The organism is SAR202 cluster bacterium (assembly GCA_016872355.1).
GTDB lineage: Bacteria > Chloroflexota > Dehalococcoidia > Lucifugimonadales > VGZY01 > VGZY01.
The window spans coordinates 38914-55565 of sequence record VGZY01000001.1 but is presented as its reverse complement, the minus strand read 5'-3'; the positions used below and the strand labels follow the sequence as shown (position 1 = coordinate 55565).

13 protein-coding genes and 2 pseudogenes are annotated in these 16652 nt (G+C 63.1%); 7 read left to right on the top strand and 8 right to left on the bottom strand.

The annotated features are described in order from the left end of the window. Positions 1–97: 97 nt before the first annotated feature. Positions 98–1297 (bottom strand): aminotransferase class V-fold PLP-dependent enzyme, encoded by a 1200-nt coding sequence (locus tag FJ319_00275; GenBank protein ID MBM3932739.1) that lies wholly within the window; start codon positions 1295–1297, stop codon positions 98–100. Between the two features lie 121 nt (positions 1298–1418). Between FJ319_00275 and FJ319_00270 the strand changes: the two genes are divergently transcribed. Then, on the top strand, positions 1419–3014 hold the full coding sequence (locus FJ319_00270; GenBank protein ID MBM3932738.1) for a hypothetical protein: 1596 nt from the start codon (positions 1419–1421) through the stop codon (positions 3012–3014). On the opposite strand, the gene FJ319_00265 is transcribed toward FJ319_00270, so the two are convergent. Together FJ319_00265 and FJ319_00260 are read right to left on the bottom strand one after the other, a co-directional pair. Then, a complete protein-coding gene (locus FJ319_00265) occupies positions 3011–3346 on the bottom strand; it encodes an STAS domain-containing protein (GenBank protein ID MBM3932737.1) in 336 nt (111 codons plus the stop codon). The two genes, FJ319_00270 and FJ319_00265, sit on opposite strands and share 4 nt — an antisense overlap. 25 nt (positions 3347–3371) lie before the next feature. Further along, positions 3372–4343: a response regulator gene (locus FJ319_00260; GenBank protein ID MBM3932736.1), complete on the bottom strand. Its 972-nt coding sequence runs from the start codon at positions 4341–4343 to the stop codon at positions 3372–3374. On the opposite strand from FJ319_00260, the gene FJ319_00255 reads away from it, so the two are divergent. Beyond that, complete coding sequence (locus FJ319_00255; GenBank protein ID MBM3932735.1) at positions 4315–5613, top strand: hypothetical protein; 1299 nt, start codon at positions 4315–4317, stop codon at positions 5611–5613. The genes FJ319_00260 and FJ319_00255 overlap by 29 nt on opposite strands. 60 nt (positions 5614–5673) lie before the next feature. On the opposite strand, the pseudogene FJ319_00250 reads toward FJ319_00255, so the two are convergent. The 3 genes and pseudogenes from FJ319_00250 to FJ319_00240 form a co-directional block, all read right to left on the bottom strand. Beyond that, positions 5674–6825 (bottom strand): annotated as a pseudogene (locus tag FJ319_00250) (zinc-binding dehydrogenase). A gap of 111 nt (positions 6826–6936) precedes the next feature. Then, positions 6937–8085 (bottom strand): hypothetical protein, encoded by a 1149-nt coding sequence (locus FJ319_00245; protein ID MBM3932734.1) that lies wholly within the window; start codon positions 8083–8085, stop codon positions 6937–6939. Between the two features lie 3 nt (positions 8086–8088). After that, positions 8089–8550: a hypothetical protein gene (locus FJ319_00240; GenBank protein ID MBM3932733.1), complete on the bottom strand. Its 462-nt coding sequence runs from the start codon at positions 8548–8550 to the stop codon at positions 8089–8091. A 98-nt stretch (positions 8551–8648) separates the two neighbouring features. Here FJ319_00240 and msrA point away from each other — a divergent pair, with 98 nt between their 5' ends. From msrA to FJ319_00215, 5 genes are all read left to right on the top strand, one after another. Further along, positions 8649–9194, top strand: a complete 546-nt coding sequence (gene msrA, locus FJ319_00235; protein ID MBM3932732.1) for a peptide-methionine (S)-S-oxide reductase MsrA — start codon at positions 8649–8651, stop codon at positions 9192–9194. 70 nt (positions 9195–9264) lie between these two features. Further along, positions 9265–10332, top strand: coding sequence for a hypothetical protein (locus FJ319_00230; protein MBM3932731.1), 1068 nt, complete (start codon positions 9265–9267; stop codon positions 10330–10332). Positions 10333–10576: 244 nt separating this feature from the next. Beyond that, a complete protein-coding gene (locus FJ319_00225) occupies positions 10577–12427 on the top strand; it encodes an ABC transporter ATP-binding protein (protein ID MBM3932730.1) in 1851 nt (616 codons plus the stop codon). Between the two features lie 51 nt (positions 12428–12478). Continuing rightward, positions 12479–13492, top strand: a complete 1014-nt coding sequence (locus tag FJ319_00220; protein MBM3932729.1) for an ABC transporter ATP-binding protein — start codon at positions 12479–12481, stop codon at positions 13490–13492. 83 nt (positions 13493–13575) lie between these two features. Further along, positions 13576–14349, top strand: coding sequence for an ATP-binding cassette domain-containing protein (locus tag FJ319_00215; GenBank protein MBM3932728.1), 774 nt, complete (start codon positions 13576–13578; stop codon positions 14347–14349). 84 nt (positions 14350–14433) lie between these two features. Here the strand turns inward: FJ319_00215 and FJ319_00210 are convergent, their stop codons facing one another. Next, positions 14434–15576, bottom strand: a complete 1143-nt coding sequence (locus tag FJ319_00210) for an exo-alpha-sialidase (GenBank protein ID MBM3932727.1) — start codon at positions 15574–15576, stop codon at positions 14434–14436. A gap of 18 nt (positions 15577–15594) precedes the next feature. Further along, a pseudogene (locus FJ319_00205) lies at positions 15595–16393 on the bottom strand (fumarylacetoacetate hydrolase). Positions 16394–16652 lie beyond the last annotated feature (259 nt).

Genomic DNA, 16652 nt, shown 5'->3' with positions numbered 1-16652 from the left:
GCCGGACAAGACGTCCATTCCGGTCCGTGAAAGTCCGCATGAAGCTCCCGCCGTCAGGCTATACTATACGGCTAAACGCCTAGTTAACGCAACTCCGCTACCCCTTCCCCATCACCTCGCGCAGGCGGCGCGCCACCGCCTCAACGCGCTCGTCGCTGAGGTTCATTGGGTGGATGACCAGGGTGTCCTTTTCCAGCATCCCCTCGTTCGGGAACACGCCGGGGGCGCCGCGCTTCAGGTCGCGGCATACCTCAAAAGCAGTGCGTCCGATCTTCTTCGTGTCCAGAACAAGGTGGAGCATGGGGAAGCCTTCGCCTTTGGCGGGCATGACGCGAGGCTCCACCGGCAGCCCGCTTACACCGTCCGCAATCGCTTCCAAATAGCGGCGGTATGTCTCCATATCCACCTTATAAACCCCGTGGGTGAAGAGGTCCAGAGCTGTCATGATGCCGGCGATGCCCTCCTTCGCCACTTTGAACCCTCGGCCAATGCCGTGCCTGGGTATGCCGATGAGCTTGTCCTTCGGTATCAGGTCCGCCGGCGGCTCCCAGATGTCAAAGTGCTCGTCCATGTCCAGGTGCTGCAGCGCCACCGATGCGATCAGGTCCTTGCGCCCCGCGAGGATGCCCGTGGACTGCGGCCCGCGAATCGCCTTGCCGCCGCTGAAGGCAACCAGGTCCGCGCCCATGTCGATGAACCTGCGCAGGTTGACCGCCGGAGGAAGCTGCGCGGCGGCGTCCACCAGCACCGGCAGCTTGTACTTGTGGGCGACTTCGATCACTCTCGGCAAGGGCGGTTGGCTGTCCGGCAGCGCAACGTATGCGATGCCCGCCGTACGCTCCGTTATCGCTGCCTCGTACTCCCATGCCTCGGTGCGGCGCACTCCCGCGCCCGCCACCTGCTCGTTCATGCCAACGTCAATCAGCCTCGCGCCCGCAAGGCGTATCGAGTGGTCATAGCCGTTGCGGTGCTCGCGGGAGATTATGAATTCATTCTTCATCCCTGTCGTATCCGGCAGCCGCTCCATTTTCGCCGGGTCCAGCCCGGCCATGATCGCCGCCGCGCCCAGTGTCAGCCCCGCCGCCGCGCCGGAGGTGACGTACCCGGCCTCCGCGCCGGTCGCCTGCTTGATCCGCCTGCTCGCCGCAGCTTGTAGCTCGGTCATTGATACCGACTCCAGCGCGGCCAGCGACATGGCCTCAACGACCTTCTGCGGCATCAGCGCTCCGCCCACACGTGTGGAAGATCCGGAGACGTTGATGATCGCGCGCGCGCCGAGGGACTCGTAGATGGTCATGGTGTGCTCCTCCAGAGTTCGTTGACCGGACTAAGTTATCACAATCGCGGCGCGGGCCGTTTGTCGCGGTCGCGTTCACCTGCTACCATGCTCCCGTCAACGCCACTCCGGAGCTATGCCAATGACTACACGAATGCGCTACCCACGCCTGGTCTACTACAACGACGCCCACCACTTTCACGCCAAGCGCCTGGACCCGCCCGTAAGCCTCCGCAAGCTCCACCAGCCCGTCGACGAGGTGCTCGGCACCGGCGTAGAGCTCCTGGTTCTGGGACTGGGTTACGGCGACGTATACTTCCACCAGAGCAAGGTAGGTCGAGTCACGGGGCAGGGCCAGGAGGTGTGGCGGGACATCATAGACTGGCGAATCATGCGCATGGTCAAGGATGCCGCGGCGATGGGCACCGACCAGGTGCGGGAGGTCATAAAGAGAGGGAAGGAGAAAGGGCTCCCCGTTTTCCCAAGCCTGAAGCTGCAGGACCCTGCGGACGACTCGCCAGTATGGCTGGACCGCTACGGCAAGCTCAAAATGCAGCACGGCAAGTCCGTCTGCCTCAACGAGGTAGAAGAGAGCCTGCGCGATACCGATTGGTGCTATGACTACTCGCTCGACATCGTCCGCGAGGAGAAGCTGGCGATGGTCCGCGAGATGCTCGTGGACTACCAGGCGGACGGCATTGAGCTGGACTTCGTATTCCGGCCTCGCTACTTCCGCAAGGCAGAGGTCGAGAAGAACACCCCGCTCATGAGCCGTTTCGTCGCACAGGTGAAGGCGATCGCGAACGAGGTCGGCGCGAAACAGGGCAGGGCGGTGCCGGTCTGCGCCCGCGTATTCCATCGCCGCGATGAGAACCTCAAGTGGGGTATGGACGCGGAGACGTGGCTCAAGGAGGGCAGCGTCGACTACATCGTCGGGAACACGCCATATTCCGTATTCGATACAGGCATCAAGGAAGGGCAGTGGCTGGCGGATGCCGCCAACGCCGCCGGCGCCGCCGCATACCTGCGCCCGCCGCGCCGGGCCTACGACGAGCGCTCGCTCATCCCGCACATAGAGATGTTCCGCGCCCTCAGCCAGACCCTGGCGTGGCAGGGCTTCGCCGGGCTGTACCTCGGCTACCTGCCGTGGCCGCTCGCAGAGGCGGAGTATGCTGTGCTGCGCGAGATGGCCCATCCGGACGCGCAGGCGTGGAAGGCCAAGCGTTACGTACTGCCCCCGGACGAAACTCCCACCTACGCCGCCGGGCCGACGGACAGGCAACTGCCGGTTACGCTGGAGGTCGGCAAGCGCCGCAAGCTCTCCATCTGGGTGGCGGACGATATTGCGGATGCGAAGGCGAACGGCGAGATGCGGCGCCCGGTGCTGACGATCTGGTTCGTGGACTACTGCGCGGACGATAAGGTTGAGGTGGTCTTCAACGGTCGCAACCTCAGGTGGGAAGACGCCGAGATAGTCAATGAGGGCGCGGCGCGCATCCCGGGCACCTTCCCTGCGAAGCTGAAGGACAAGCCCGGCTACAACGCGCACTGGTTCCAGTACAAGCTGGAGATGGACGACCTGAAGCGTGGAGAGAATAGCCTCGAGGTGGAGCTCAAATACCACGAGCCCACGTCCGGGTGGACCTCACGCATCAACCAGGTGGAGATACAGACCCGTTACAGGGATTTTGAGCGCATACCGAGCTTCGGCGTAGAGAGGGTCCCGGGAACAAACTAGAATCCGGCGAGAGCCGTTTCGACAGATTCATGGGGCTTCAGCACGCGGTGAAGGCTGGTGAGCTCCAGGACGGATTTCGCCTGGTCGCCCGGCCGCGCAATGCGGAGATCGCCACCCTTTAGTCTCGCCGCTTTGAGCCCGGCGATGAGCGCGCCGAGCCCGGAGCTGTCCACGAAGGAGATACTGCCCAGGTCAATCAGGAGCCGGAAGTTGCCGGCGGCTATCTCGGTGGAGAGTCGCTGCTTCAGTTCCGGCGCGGTCATCAGGTCCAGCCTGCCGGTTGGCGCCACCACGGCCACGCCCCCTGCTCGGGGCGTCACGTCGATCTTCATTGACACTCTCCAGAGACCCGGCCTTCTATCCTCTCAGCACGAGCACAGTCATGTCATCCGGCGGATCGCCATCCCGTCTGGGAAGGCCCACCAGCCGCTCCACCATCTCCTGGGCGGACGCCGCTCCCTCAAGCGCCTCGGACATTATCTCGGGCGTCAGGTCTTCATAAGCGCTTGCGCCCACGAGCCCGTCCGAGTACGTCACCAGCGCGTCGCCGCCTGCCAGAGTGAAAGCGCCTTGCTCGTAACGCTCCTCCGGCATTACTCCCAGCGGGAATCCCCTCGGCTCAAGCAGCTCAACGTTGCCGCCAGCGCGCCGTATGAACGCGTATCGATGGCCCGCATCCACGAACGATACCTGGCGTTTGCGCGGGTCCACATGGGCGCAGAAGAGGGTAACGAAGCTCTCCGAGCGCTCGAAGTCATCGTGCAGCGCCTGCTCTGCGATGTCTATAGCGGTCGCCGGGGGGTGCGCCGGCGTGACTCCGCGGGGGGTGGCGCGCACCGTCGCCATGAGCAGCGCGGCGGACATCCCCTTGCCTGACACGTCTCCCAGCGCAATCGCGGTAGTGCCCCTGTAGGCCTCTTGCCAGTCGAAGAGGTCTCCGCCAACCTCTCGCGCAGGTATGCAGCGGGCAGCCACCTCGAAGCCGGGTATCGCCGGCAGCTCGCACGGCAGGAGCTTTGACTGGACGGACGCGGCCTTCGCAATCTCTGCCTCAAGCTGTATCCGCTTCTGGTCGAGCTGCTGCTGCAGGAAGGCGTTCTGGCGGGACAGATCCAGGCGGCGGACGGCGCGCAGGAGAACGGCGTTGAACTCGTGCGGCTCAAACGGCTTCCTCAGGTAGTCGTCCGCGCCCAGTCTCAGAGTATCTATCGCCACCTGCCCTGAGCCGAATGCCGTGGTCATTATGATTGCCGCGTCAACCCCGCGGGCGCGCGCCTTCTCAAGCGCCTCCAGCCCGCCCATGACCGGCATGGAGACATCCAGGAACACGAGGTCGGGCCGGGTCTGCTCCAGCTTGTCCAGCCCTTCGAGCCCGTTCGCGGCTGTCTCAACGATTGCCGATCGCTATTTGCACGTGAAGACGCGCGACGGCACATACCACCGCATGGTCTACAAGGTCACGACGGACAACGGTATCGTGGGCTGGGGCGACTACGACTGGGGCGGGCTGCCCCCGCCGCGCGACAGGCTGGAGCCGCACATAGGGAAGGACCCATTCGACTACCTGAACACGAACGTGGAGGAGGGCCTCGGCATGGCCCTCTACGACATCATGGGCAAGTACCTGGACAAGCCCGTCCACGCGCTGCTGGGGCAAAAGGTGCGCGATGGCGCGCAGGTGGCGGCGTGGTCCTGGGGCGGCCCCACCGCAAAGGAGTTCCAGGCGGACGTGGCGCGCGCGGTGAAGCAGGGGTACATGATCTTCAAGATCCATACGAACGCGCTTGAGGACCTGTTCGAGTGGACGAAGGCCGCCGAGGAGGTGACGCCTCCCGGCTTCAAGCTGCACTACGATTTCACCGGCCGCCCTCGCCGCCCCAAGACGCTGGCCGCCCTGTTGCCGATTATCAACGAGCTGGAGCGCAAGCACCCCATCGTGCAGTGGCTGGAAGACCCCATGGACAAGACCGACGTCACGAGCTGGCGGGAGTTGCGCAACCGGACGAAGCTGACGGTCGTGCACGGCGGCGGCGCTGCAATGGGTGGCATGCAGGAGGTAATCCACGGGATGGCGGATGCCTACATGATCGGCGGGCCGGTTGGGACGATGATGTCGGAAGGCCACGCCTACGGCCGCGCGAACATCCAGGTGCTCATCCAGTTCTGCGGCGGCACGCTCGCCAAAGCGATGGCGCTGCACGTGGCGGCGGTCCTGCCGACGGCCTCCGGCCACATGATCAACCTGGACGACCAGTGCGACGTGGATATTACGACGAAGCGCATACCGGTGCACGAGGGCTTCTCGCCGGTGCCTGACGGGCCGGGACTGGGCTTCGAGGTGGACGAGAAGGCCCTGGCCCGCATCTCGGCGAACAAACCGCGCGAGGCACCGCGGTATGTTGGCGTCCTGAAGCTGGCGGGAGGCCACACCGTCTACAGCCTTGGCCAGACGAACATCGTCGGCATCGCGGGCAATGAAGTGAACGGCGTAATCGGCCAGAAGTACTCGCGCTGGATAGACGACGGCTCGCCTGAGTTCGAAAAGGCATACGACCGCGTGAAAAACGACGGGTACTTCATAGAGGTGACGAAGGTGTAATTGGCGATTACCGGCAGGGGCCCCGAGGCATCAGGGCCCCTGCCGGACCGGTGGTGTGAGCTACGGGTGCAGGATCACCTTTGTGTAGCCGTCCTCACGGCGGTCGAACTTGCGATAGGCCTCGGGCGCGCTGTCCAGCGGCACCTCGTGGGAGACGACGAAGCGGGGCTTGGCGCGGCCGGCGATAATCATGTCTCGCAGGTACGAGTTGTATGTCTTTACGTTGCACTGGCCCGTGCCGAGCTTCAGCCCCTTTTCGAACAGCTTGCCGAAGTTCATCGCCAGCGAGCCCTTCTTCGCGCCCTCGTTCACGCCGCCGGGGTCGGACGGCACATACAGGCCCGGTATGCCCAGAACGCCGGTGGGCGTCACCACGTCGATGAGCTGGTTGAGGACGATGTTCGGCACCTCGTCCTGCTCTCCTCCGGCGGCGGAGGAGCCCGCCTTCACGGCCTGGTAGCCCACGGCGTCGATGCCCTTGTCTGTCCCCTTGCCGCCGCGCTTGTCCTTGATCTGCTGTACGGGGTCCGCCTTGCTGAAGTCTATCGGTATCGCGCCGATGGACTTCGCCTTGTCCAGGCGCTCCTTGACGTGGTCCACGACGTAAGTCTCTGCCGCGCCCTTGATGACGCAGCTATAAGCCGCCATGAGGCCCACCGGGCCGGCGCCGAAGACCGCCACGCTCTCGCCCGGCTTCACGCCCGCAAGCTCCGCGCCGTGGTAGCCGGTGGGGAAGATGTCCGAGAGCAGCGCGAAGTCGGCCTCGTGCTCCTTGCCCTGCGGCAGCGGCAGGCAGTTGAAGTCGGCGTACGGCACCTTCAGGTACTCCGCCTGGCCTCCCGTCCACGGCCCCATCGCCACGTAGCCGTACGCGCCGCCGGCGAAGCCGGGGTTGACCGTGGTGCAGAAGCCGGTGAAGCCTCAGATGCAGTTGTGGCAGAAGCCGCACGCCACATTGAACGGCAGGACGACGCGGTCGCCCTTCTTGCGCTGGGACACTCCGGCGCCCGTCTCCACGATCACTCCCATGTTCTCGTGTCCGAACACGATGCCGGGCTTGGCGGCGGTGCGCCCCTCGTACATGTGCAGGTCGGAGCCGCAGATGCACGACGAGGTGATCTTCACGATGACGTCGTTGGGGTGCTCGATCTTCGGGTCCGGGACGTTCTTGACCGCGACCTTGAACGGGGCCTCGTATACGACAGCCTTCATGCGCGCACACTCCCTTGCGTAATAATGTCAGGGTAGACCGACCGCGACTTGGGAATCTTAGCATTGTGAGAGGCGCACCGGAAGAGTCCGTTTATGTGAGACGTGCGGCCCTCACCCCCGAGCCTTGACGACGCCCATCGAGCCGCGCGGGTCTGAGCCTACGTCCAGCTGGCCGTCCGGGTGCATGACGACGACGTGCGCCTTGGCGAAGCGGCGGCCGAGGGACATGTAGTCCTTCACGACGGTGTGGCCGCGGGCACGGAGTTCGTCGAGCGTGTCCGAGCGGGAGCGCGACTCGCACCAGATCGTCGAGCCCTCCGCGTGGATGCGAGGCGAAAGGACCGCCTCGCCGGCGGTCATGTCGAACTCCACGATATTCAGGAAGGTCTGCGAGAGTGCGCTCAGGATGCCGTTCCCGCCAGGCGCGCCCAGCACCATGTACGGCGAGTCGCCGTCGAATATTATCGTCGGCATCATCAGGTGCAGCCGGGCCTTGCGCGGCGCGAGCGAGCTGGGCCGCCCGGGGCGCGCGTCGAAGCGGTTCATCCCGTCGTTATGCACAAACCCCAGCCCCGGAGTTACGACCCCAGAGTGCGCGCCAAGCGTGTGCGTGATCGACGCTATGTTGCCGTGCCCGTCCACGACGGTCATGTGCGTGGTGTCCGGTGACTCCTTCCGCGGTGCGATTCCGACCACCACGCCCGCGAGCACGGCTTTGCGAAGGACTGCTGCTCGCTCCCCGGAACGTAGCACATTCCCCGGCCCCTCGCCAATGGCCTCCGGGTCTCCCAGGTAGTCGCGCCGGTCCTGGTTCACAAGCTGCATCGTCGATGCAAGCCGCGCCAGGTACTCAGCGCCGTTGTGCTCCAGAGAGCCCATATCGAGGCCGTCCAGCACGTTCAGCGCCTCCTGCAGCAGCGCCCCTGCGCCGGGAGGGTTGTTGGAGTACACGGCGTACCGGCCGTAGTACGTGTTACTCGGCGCGTACGTCGTCGTGCGGTACTCGCGGAGGTCGTCCAGCGTCACAAACGCGCCGTTCTTCGCAAGGTCGTCTGCAATGTCCCGCGCCAGGCTGCCGGTGTAGAAGTCCTGAGGGCCGTATCGCGCCAGCCGTTCGAATGTTTCCGCGTGGTGAGGGTTTTTGAGGATGTGCCCCTCCGGCAGAGGCCCGCCGTCCGGCCGGAGGAAAAGGCGCGCCGCCTCCGCCGTCGCCTTGATGCGCTCTATCCCTCCGGGCTCGTACGGCCCCACTGAGGGCAGGTACTAGCGAAGGAAGTCGTCCGTGAGCGCGTACCCGTCGCGGGCGAGGCGCGCTGCCGGCTGCAGCAGCTCCGGCCACGGCATTGTGCCGAAGCGGCGGTGCATGTCCGCCAGCGCGGCGACGGAGCCGGGCGTGCAGATGGAGGTGTAACCCATCGTGCTCCGGTAGTCCGCAAACAGGCTCTCGCCTATGTAGTCGGACTCGCCCAGGTAGTCCTTCGCCCACATGACCGGCGTGACCCTGGACCCCGCGCGCATGTTGCCGTCGATCGCCACTCGCTCGCGGTTGAGAGCGGAGTAGAGAATGGCGGTCATGCCGCCGCCCACGCCGCAGGAGAAGGGGAGGATCGCCATCTGGCAGAACGCGGTCGTCACTGCGGCGTCGAAGGCGTCGCCGCCGGCCTCCAGCACCTTCGCTCCCTCCTCGGCAGGCCTTTGGTGAACGCAGACGACGATTCCGCCCATTGGTGCACACTCCGCATTAGTGTTAATGTGAACCTGAACTACCCCGCATGGTATCAAATAATCGCGATAGTTTGAGACTTCAAGGAGGGCGAAGGGCCATGACCACGCAAACGAGAGAGCAGGCTACCCTTGGCGGCGGCTGTTTCTGGTGCCTGGAGGCGGTGTACGAGCAGCTCAAGGGAGTGGAGAAGGTGGTGTCCGGCTACACCGGCGGCCACGTCGAGAACCCGAGCTACAAGGCGGTGTGCACCGGCAAGACCGGCCACGTGGAGGTTGTTCAGGTGACGTTCGACCCCGCCGTAGTCTCGTTCAAGGAGATCCTCGAGGTCTTCTTCACAATACACGACCCCACGACGAAGGACCGGCAGGGGAACGACATCGGTCCGCAGTACCGGTCGGCCGTCTTCTACCATAGCCCGGAGCAGAAGGCCACCGCCGACGACGTGATCTACGACTTCACCCGCCGCAAGGTCTGGAACCGCCCCATCATAACCGACGTGCGGGAGAGCGAGGTCTTCTACCCCGCCGAGGAGTACCACCAGCAATACTTCCGACGCAACCCGGACCAGGGATACTGCGCATACATTATCGCGCCCAAGGTGGCGAAGTTCCGCAAGGAGTACCTGGCGAAGCTGAAGGCGTAACGCGCGAGCGCAAGGCTATTTACTGTATAACGTAAGATATGTTACGGTATAGCGGAAGGAGGTGACCGCTATGCCTGAGGACCTTTTGCTAAACGTCCCACTGTTGCGTCGCCGTGTCCCGAATCTCACGTCCGCCGCCCGCTCCGTTGGCCTGCGCCCTGCAACCGTCTCCGACCTTTGCACCGGCAAGATACCGATTGGGAGGGCAGAGGTCCGCACCCTCGCGGCACTGGCCTCTCTCGCCGGGTGCACCCTCGATGAGCTCCTTGTGAAGACCGGGGCCGCCGGGATGGTTGAGACCGGCATCAAGGTAATCGACCTGTTTGCGCCGCTCGTCCGCGGCGGCATCGCCGGGGCGATCTCCAGGCCCGGCCTGGGACAGGTCGTCCTGCTCCAGGAACTGGTCCGCACTCTCAAGAGCCACCGCGGCTTTGAGACAGTGCTCTGGCTTCCTGAGGAAGAGCGTCGTTTCACCGACGCTCTGGCCGCCGATGCCGGCATGACCGTCTCCACGCTCGACGAAGCCGCCGCGCTGCTGGGGTCATCCGGCGTTGAGCACGACATTTTCGTCGTGACCGACCGCGAGAAGGTGCTGTCGGGCGAGCTGACGACAATCCGGGAAAGGGCAAGGGAGGCGGGCGCGCGGCCCGTCACTTTCGCCCTCTACGACCTGACCGGGCAGACGCCCGATATCGAAGGCGCGCCCTTCGGCCCCCTGGAGACGGTCTGGCGCTTCGAGCAGCACCTCGCGACGCGCGTCCTGTACCCCGCTATTGACCCAATACCGTCGACGTCTACCCTGCTGGACGGCGCGCAGATCGAGGCATCCCATTTCGCGACTGTCGCGAACGCCAGGCTTGTGCTGAGGCGTTACCAGGAGCTACGCCTGCTGGTAAGCATGAGGAGCGCAGACGCCATTCCGGAGCCCGACCGTTCCGTCTATCGTGCGGGAGAGCGTCTGGAAGCGTTCATGACTCAGCCGTTCTTCTCCGCGGAGGCCCACACGAAGCGCCCCGGCGCGTGGGTGCCCCTGTCCGAGGCGCTGGACGGCGTGCGGCGGATACTGGACGGCGCTGTGGACGGCGTGCCTGTGGAAAAGTTGATGTTCCTCGGCAGCCTGCCGCGGGATTTGAAATAACGGGACACGAATTGAACACAAAAGGGCCAACCGGAAGCTCTCCGATTGGCCCTTTGTTTGTAATTACACTAAACGAATTACACCATAAATCCCCGTTTGTTTCAATTCTTGTTCTGTTTCCTGAGACGTGTTACTACTAGCGGTGCTTCACTATCCGCCGAACATAAGTAGTTGACGTCCCATTAGAAAGCGTCCATAATGGCGTGCGTGTCAATCCTCACTGGCTGAACAGGGGAGTGAATGCATGGTTGCTGCGACTGCATCAGCAAAGCCGTCTTTGACCGTCCGAGGGCGCATTTCAGCGTCTCTGGAATTGGCCAGGTTCGTTTGGGAGTCTCTGGTCATCCCATGGCCATGGTACTCACTCTTTGCGGCCGTGGCCGTCGTCCTGGGCGGCATTGCGCCCGTCGTTCTCGTCAAGGCGACAGTAGGGCTGATTGACGCTTTGCAGGCTAGCGCTTCGCGCGCGGGCCTCCCGCTGATAGAAGCACTCCGGCCTTTCCTCCCCTGGCTGGCTCTCTTCGTCGGCGTGAAAGTCCTGACCTCCCTGCTACTAAGCGACACCATCCAGAACTATCTTACGGCGCAGCTCTCCGAGCGAGTGACGGCCCGGTACGAGGCGCTGATGTACAGCAAGGCCTTCGGAATGAGCCTCGACCGCTTCGAAAGCCCCGATTTCTTCGAGTCCTTCAACCGCGCGAAGTGGGCAATGCAGGAGAGGGTGATCAGCATAGATCTGCCAAAACACCAGGCATTCCTCACTACCGTGGTCGGAGGCATGGGCTTGATGATCGTCGCCGCCAGCGTTCACTGGAGTATTCCATTCCTCATGCTTGTCGGCGGTGCGGCAATGGCCCAGCGCAGCGTCAGGGAAATCAAGGCGAATAACGAGGTGTGGGGCAAACAGGCAAAAGCGAAACGAAGGTTGGAGTACTGGCGCGGCCTGGTATCCGAACGGGAGGCCGCGGCCGAGGTGCGCCTTTTCGGCCTTGGCGCGCATGTCAGGGACTCCTGGAAGACGCTTAACGATTCTCGAATGCGCGAAGTGTCTTTGGTGCGCCGGTCGCTGATCCCCAAGGCGGTGCCGCCAATAGCCCTGAACCTTGCCATACTCGGCGGCACGATAGCCCTGCTGCTGTACCAGGCCTCGAGCGGCGCCATATCCGCGGGCACGGTCGTGGCGATGATCACTGTTACCCAGATGTACCTGTCGTACGTCAACGGCTTCGGCGGCGGCCTCCTTGGAGTTGGAGAATTTCTCGGCCTTATGGACCATGCCTCCAGGTTCCTCAAACTTGCGGGGGATGAGAAGGCGACAGCGGTGGAAGCGCCGTCGACCCTGAAACAAGGAATTGAGTTCAAATCGGTCACCTACAAGCACACCGGCGGGAAGAAGACCGCCCTGGATCGCGTGGACTTCCGAATCCGCCCCGGCGAGCGTGTCGCGCTCGTGGGGGAAAACGGCGCGGGGAAGACGACACTGACGAAGCTGCTGCTCGGTCTGTACACGCCCACCGAAGGGGCGATAACGGTGGGCGGTGTAGACCTGAGAGAGATCGATCAGAAGTCATGGCGGGACCGGACGGGAGTCGTATTCCAGGAGTTTGTGAAGTTCGCCTTTACGGTTGAGGAGAACATCGGGTTAGGGCGGACGGAAAGGATGAACAACAGGGCGGCCGTCGAAGCCGCGGCGGCGATGAGCGGCTCACTGCAGGATATCAGGAAGCTGCCGAAGGGCTTTGAAACGCCATTGGGTAAAGAGTTTGAGGGTGGAATGGAGCTTTCCAGAGGGCAGTGGCAGAAGCTGGCAATCGCGCGCGTGTATCTGAGGAATGCGGAGATTCTCGTTCTAGACGAACCCACGTCCGCTCTGGACGCGCTCGCGGATTTGGAGGTGTACCGCCAGTTCCTTGACCTTTCAAAGGGCAAGACCGTCTTGATCATCTCGCACCGACTGGGCTCCGCGCGCCTGGCCGATAGGATCGTGTTCATGGAAACGGGGCGCATTGTTCAGGAAGGGTCGCACGACGAGCTTGTAGCGAGAGGGGGTCCATACGCGGAGCTGTACAAGCTCCAGGCCGAGTGGTACCGGTGAAGAGGGCAGTGGCCGGCAAATGGTCGGCAAGCAGCCGAAAGGCGGGAGAAAATGATTAGGCAGTCGCAATGGTCACGCGATAGGCAACGCCTGAGATCCAGGGACCAGGCCATATACTTCTGGCGCTACATGAAGCTCATGTGGGAGATCGGCCGTCGCGAAATGCTGATCGCGGCGTTCATGATCCTGATCACAGGGCTTGCGCCCATTCTAATGACCGTATTCCTTCGTGGCCTCATCGACGGCGCCGTCGGCATTCTCAAGGGCGATTCGAATCTGACCACTGCTACGATATGGCTCGTAGCGTTTCTGGCGGCCAACCTTGTGCAGGCATTGTCCGGCATATTCGTCCACCGCTGGCTGATTCCGGACATTATGGAGATCTTCCAGGCCGGCGTGAACGAGCGCCTGATGATAAAGGCGAGCCGGTTGCCGCTGGAGGCATTCGAGCAGGCCGAATACTACGACCTGCTTCACCACGCCCAGTTCGGTGTGGACCGGCTGTGGGTGCCGATTCAGTGGATGCTTCGAATACCTTCGGACGCAATCACCGCCATAGGGCTTCTTATCTATCTGGGCTCCGTGAACATATGGTTCCCAGTCATTTTGCTGATCGGCATCACCCCGTCGCACGTAATCGGCGAGCGCATCTTTGAAAGGATCAGGGTGCTGAAGTCGAAGCACAGCCCGACACTTCGATATATCGACTACCTGGGCAAGCTGATGGCGGATAGACCCGCGGCCGCTGAGGTGCGCTTGTTTGGCCTTGGTGACTTCCTGCTCGGCAGGCGAAAGAAGCTCGTCGCGGAGCTGCGCAACGACCGGCTGTCTCTTGCCAGGGAGCGGGTTCGCGGTGCGGTGGCCAGGACCTTCTTCGAGCATTTTACGTATGCGCTGGTGATCACCTGGTCAGTAGTCCTTATCGTGACGGGCCGTCTCACGCTCGGACTATTCGCTGCTTTCCTTACGGCGGCCCAGCAGTTCATGAGCTCGGCATCCATGGCCCTTGGCGGGTACCGGTCTGTTACAGGCTCGATTTCATACATGAAGGACGTCCTGGACTAACTCAAGGCCGAGGAGGAGTGGACGCCCTTCCCCGCAGCCGCTACGGCCACTAACGGCATCGGGAAAATGGCGCACACGATAAGCTGCCATTGGCCGCGGATGTCCCGGCGGTACGGTTCGAGCAGGTGACCTTTATATACCCCGGTGCCACGAAGCCCGTGCTGGACCGCATCGACCTGGTGCTGGAGCCCGGCAAGAGCATCGCGCTCGTCGGCGAGAACGGCGCGGGGAAGTCGACACTCGCGAAGCTGCTGCTCGGACTCTACAAGCCGACATCGGGCCGCATCACGGTGGATGGCGAGGACCTGGCCTTGATAGTGCCGTCTGAGTGGCGGAGGCGGGTAGCGCCGGTATTTCAGGACTACGTGAAATACGCCGCCTCCGCGCGAGAGAACATCGGCTTCGGCGAGCTACGCCGTATCGAGGACACCGACGCAATCGCCGTTGCTGCGTCAAAGAGCGGAGCGGACGAGGTAATATCAGCCCTTCCTGCCAAATACGAGACGATGCTGGGCAAGACCTATGACGACAAGGGGCAGGACCTCTCATCTGGCCAATGGCAGAAGGTGGCGATTGCTCGGGCCTATATTCGAGATGCGTCAGTTCTCGTGCTCGATGAGCCCACCGCAGCCCTGGACGCCAAGATGGAGGTGGAGGTATACCGCCACTTCCGCGATATCGCCCGGGGCCGCTCCGTCCTGCTCATCTCCCACCGCCTCGGCTCGGCACGGCTAGCGGACCGCATCGTGTTTCTGGACGGCGGCAAGATCGTGGAGGACGGCTCTCATCCGGAGCTAATGGAGCGTGGCGGGCGCTACGCGGAGATGTACCGCATACAGTCTGGGTGGTACGTGTGAATAGTGAATTTAGAATAGTGAATAGTGGATTGAACAGCCGGATCGTTCCCGTCCGATAATTCACTATTCACTATTCTAAATTCACTATTTCCCCCACAGCCACTCCACCGGCACTGCCCTGAGTTTCACCGCATCGTGCAGCTTCGTCTGCTTGCCGTTTACGTATCTGTAACGGCGGTGCGTGTAGGCGACGTAGAGCGTGCCGTCGATGACCTTTGCGCGGGGGGCGCGGTTCATGTGAAACTCAGGGGCGACCATTTCCTGCTCAGTGGGGACCGCGCCGGGGACGGGCGTGTAGACGGGAGTGCCGGCGGGCTGGATGCGGGCAACCTCCTCCATTCCCGGCGAAGCTGCGACCGTCCGGAAGCTCTCCCAGGTCACGCCGCCGTTGCGGGAGATCGCAGACGTGAGGCGGGCGCGGTAGTAGCCTTTCGCCACCTCTTCGGCAGTCGCCTGGTTCCAGATGCAATAGATGTCGCTGCTGCCGGGAACGCGATCGAGGAATATCTCCGCGCAGCTTGATACGAGGCCGTTCAGACGCATCGGACTCCAGGCGTGACCGCCGTCCGCGCTGTGGCTCTCCCCCATGCGCTGGTACCGTGTGCGCGCAAGCATCAGCATCCCGCCGGAGGGCGTCTCCGTGGCCGTGGGAATCTCGCAATAGTCCAGCACCGTGCCGTCGTCGTTCTGCAGCCATATTGCGTCGCGCGACTCCTGCCACGTGCGCCCGCCGTCGACGGAATTGAACGAGGTGCATATGGCGAACTTGGGCCTTTTATCTTCACCCGGTTGCGAGTACGCGTACTCGTTTGGAAGGACGAGCCGCCCGTCCGCCATCTCCACTACCCATGACGTGTGCGATGGCGTGCCGGTCGGCGTGATCTGCACCGGCGCGGACCAGGTCTGCCCTTCGTCCGCCGACCTCGTGAAGTACGACGTGCTGCGAGGCGACCCGCCCAGATCGTAACGCGAGTGGCCGACATCGTACTTCACTGCGATCTCCCCTGTCTTGAGTCGCAGGATGTGGACGACGTAGCCGTTGGACTTGCCGGAGCCCTCCAGCACGCGTCCGGATGCGTCGCGCAGGGGGCCGGAGTCCCGCCACGTCCTGCCGCTGTCGGTGGAGACCATCCCGTGAAGGGTCTTCCAGTCCAGCCCCAAGAGCGTGCCGTCCCTGAGCTTCACGGGCTCTACGAACGTGCGAATAACATCGACTTCGAAGTCCATTGGCGGCTCCTGTACCACTTAAACCACCGTGACGTAGTTCTCCAGCGTGCCTATGTTCTCGATCGTCATCACCACCACGTCGTCTTCCTTGAGCGTGATATCGGGTGGCGGAACTTTGGCCGTGCCTGTCAGCACGGCAGTCATATTCGGCACATCATTGCTGGCGAATAGCCAGTCCGCCAGCTCCTCGCACGTGCGGGCCATCAGGGATGTGGACGTTCGGCCCCTGAAGATCTCTTCAGCCGTGCGCAAGATTGAGTATTCCACGGACAGGTTGCGCGGGTTGCCTACCGTTTCAGGTGTGACGAACGCAGGGCCAATCGCGCAACACCGGGAGTACATCTTCGCCTGCGGCAGGTAGAGCGGGTTCTCGCCCTCTATGGTGCGGCTGCTCATGTCGTTACCGATCGTATACCCGATGATCAGCCCATTGTACAGCACGAACGCCAGCTCCGGCTCCGGAACGTTCCATTTCGAGTCCTCGCGGATGCCGACGGCCTCAAAAGGCCCTACGCACCTGTCCGGTGTGGCCTTGAAAAAGAGCTCCGGCCGCTTTGCCGTGTAGACCCGCGAGTAGATGTCCGGCGTCTGGCTCTCGCGCCGCCGCTTCCATCTCGCTCGTCTTGTAGGTTACGCCGGCCGCCCATACCTCGGGCGGGTCGAGCGGCCTGTCCAGCCACACGTCCCCCCGCGCCGTTTCGCGAGTCTGTGACCACGTCCTCCAGATCGTATTCGACTTCGTAGCCCTTCGAAAGGATGTTCCGGGCCACGTCGTCAATCGACGCGCCGGAGAGGGACGCCGTAAGGGCCAGGTCATTTACGCCGGTGAGGTCGTCGTCAATGGACGTCAGATCGGCAAGCGTGCCGTCCTGTACTTCTACCGCAAGCCGGTGTCCGCCATCTGTGCTCATCAGCCTGTAATAACGCAAGCCGGTCCTCCTGCCGCTCAGCCTGCGGCAGCGGCATTGTTCAGCATCGGGTAGCCGGAGCGCCCAATCGCAGCGAACAGGGGCTCACGGGGGTCAGAGTATTCCTGACAATAGCATTCGGCCCGCGTTTTTATGTTCAGACACTGG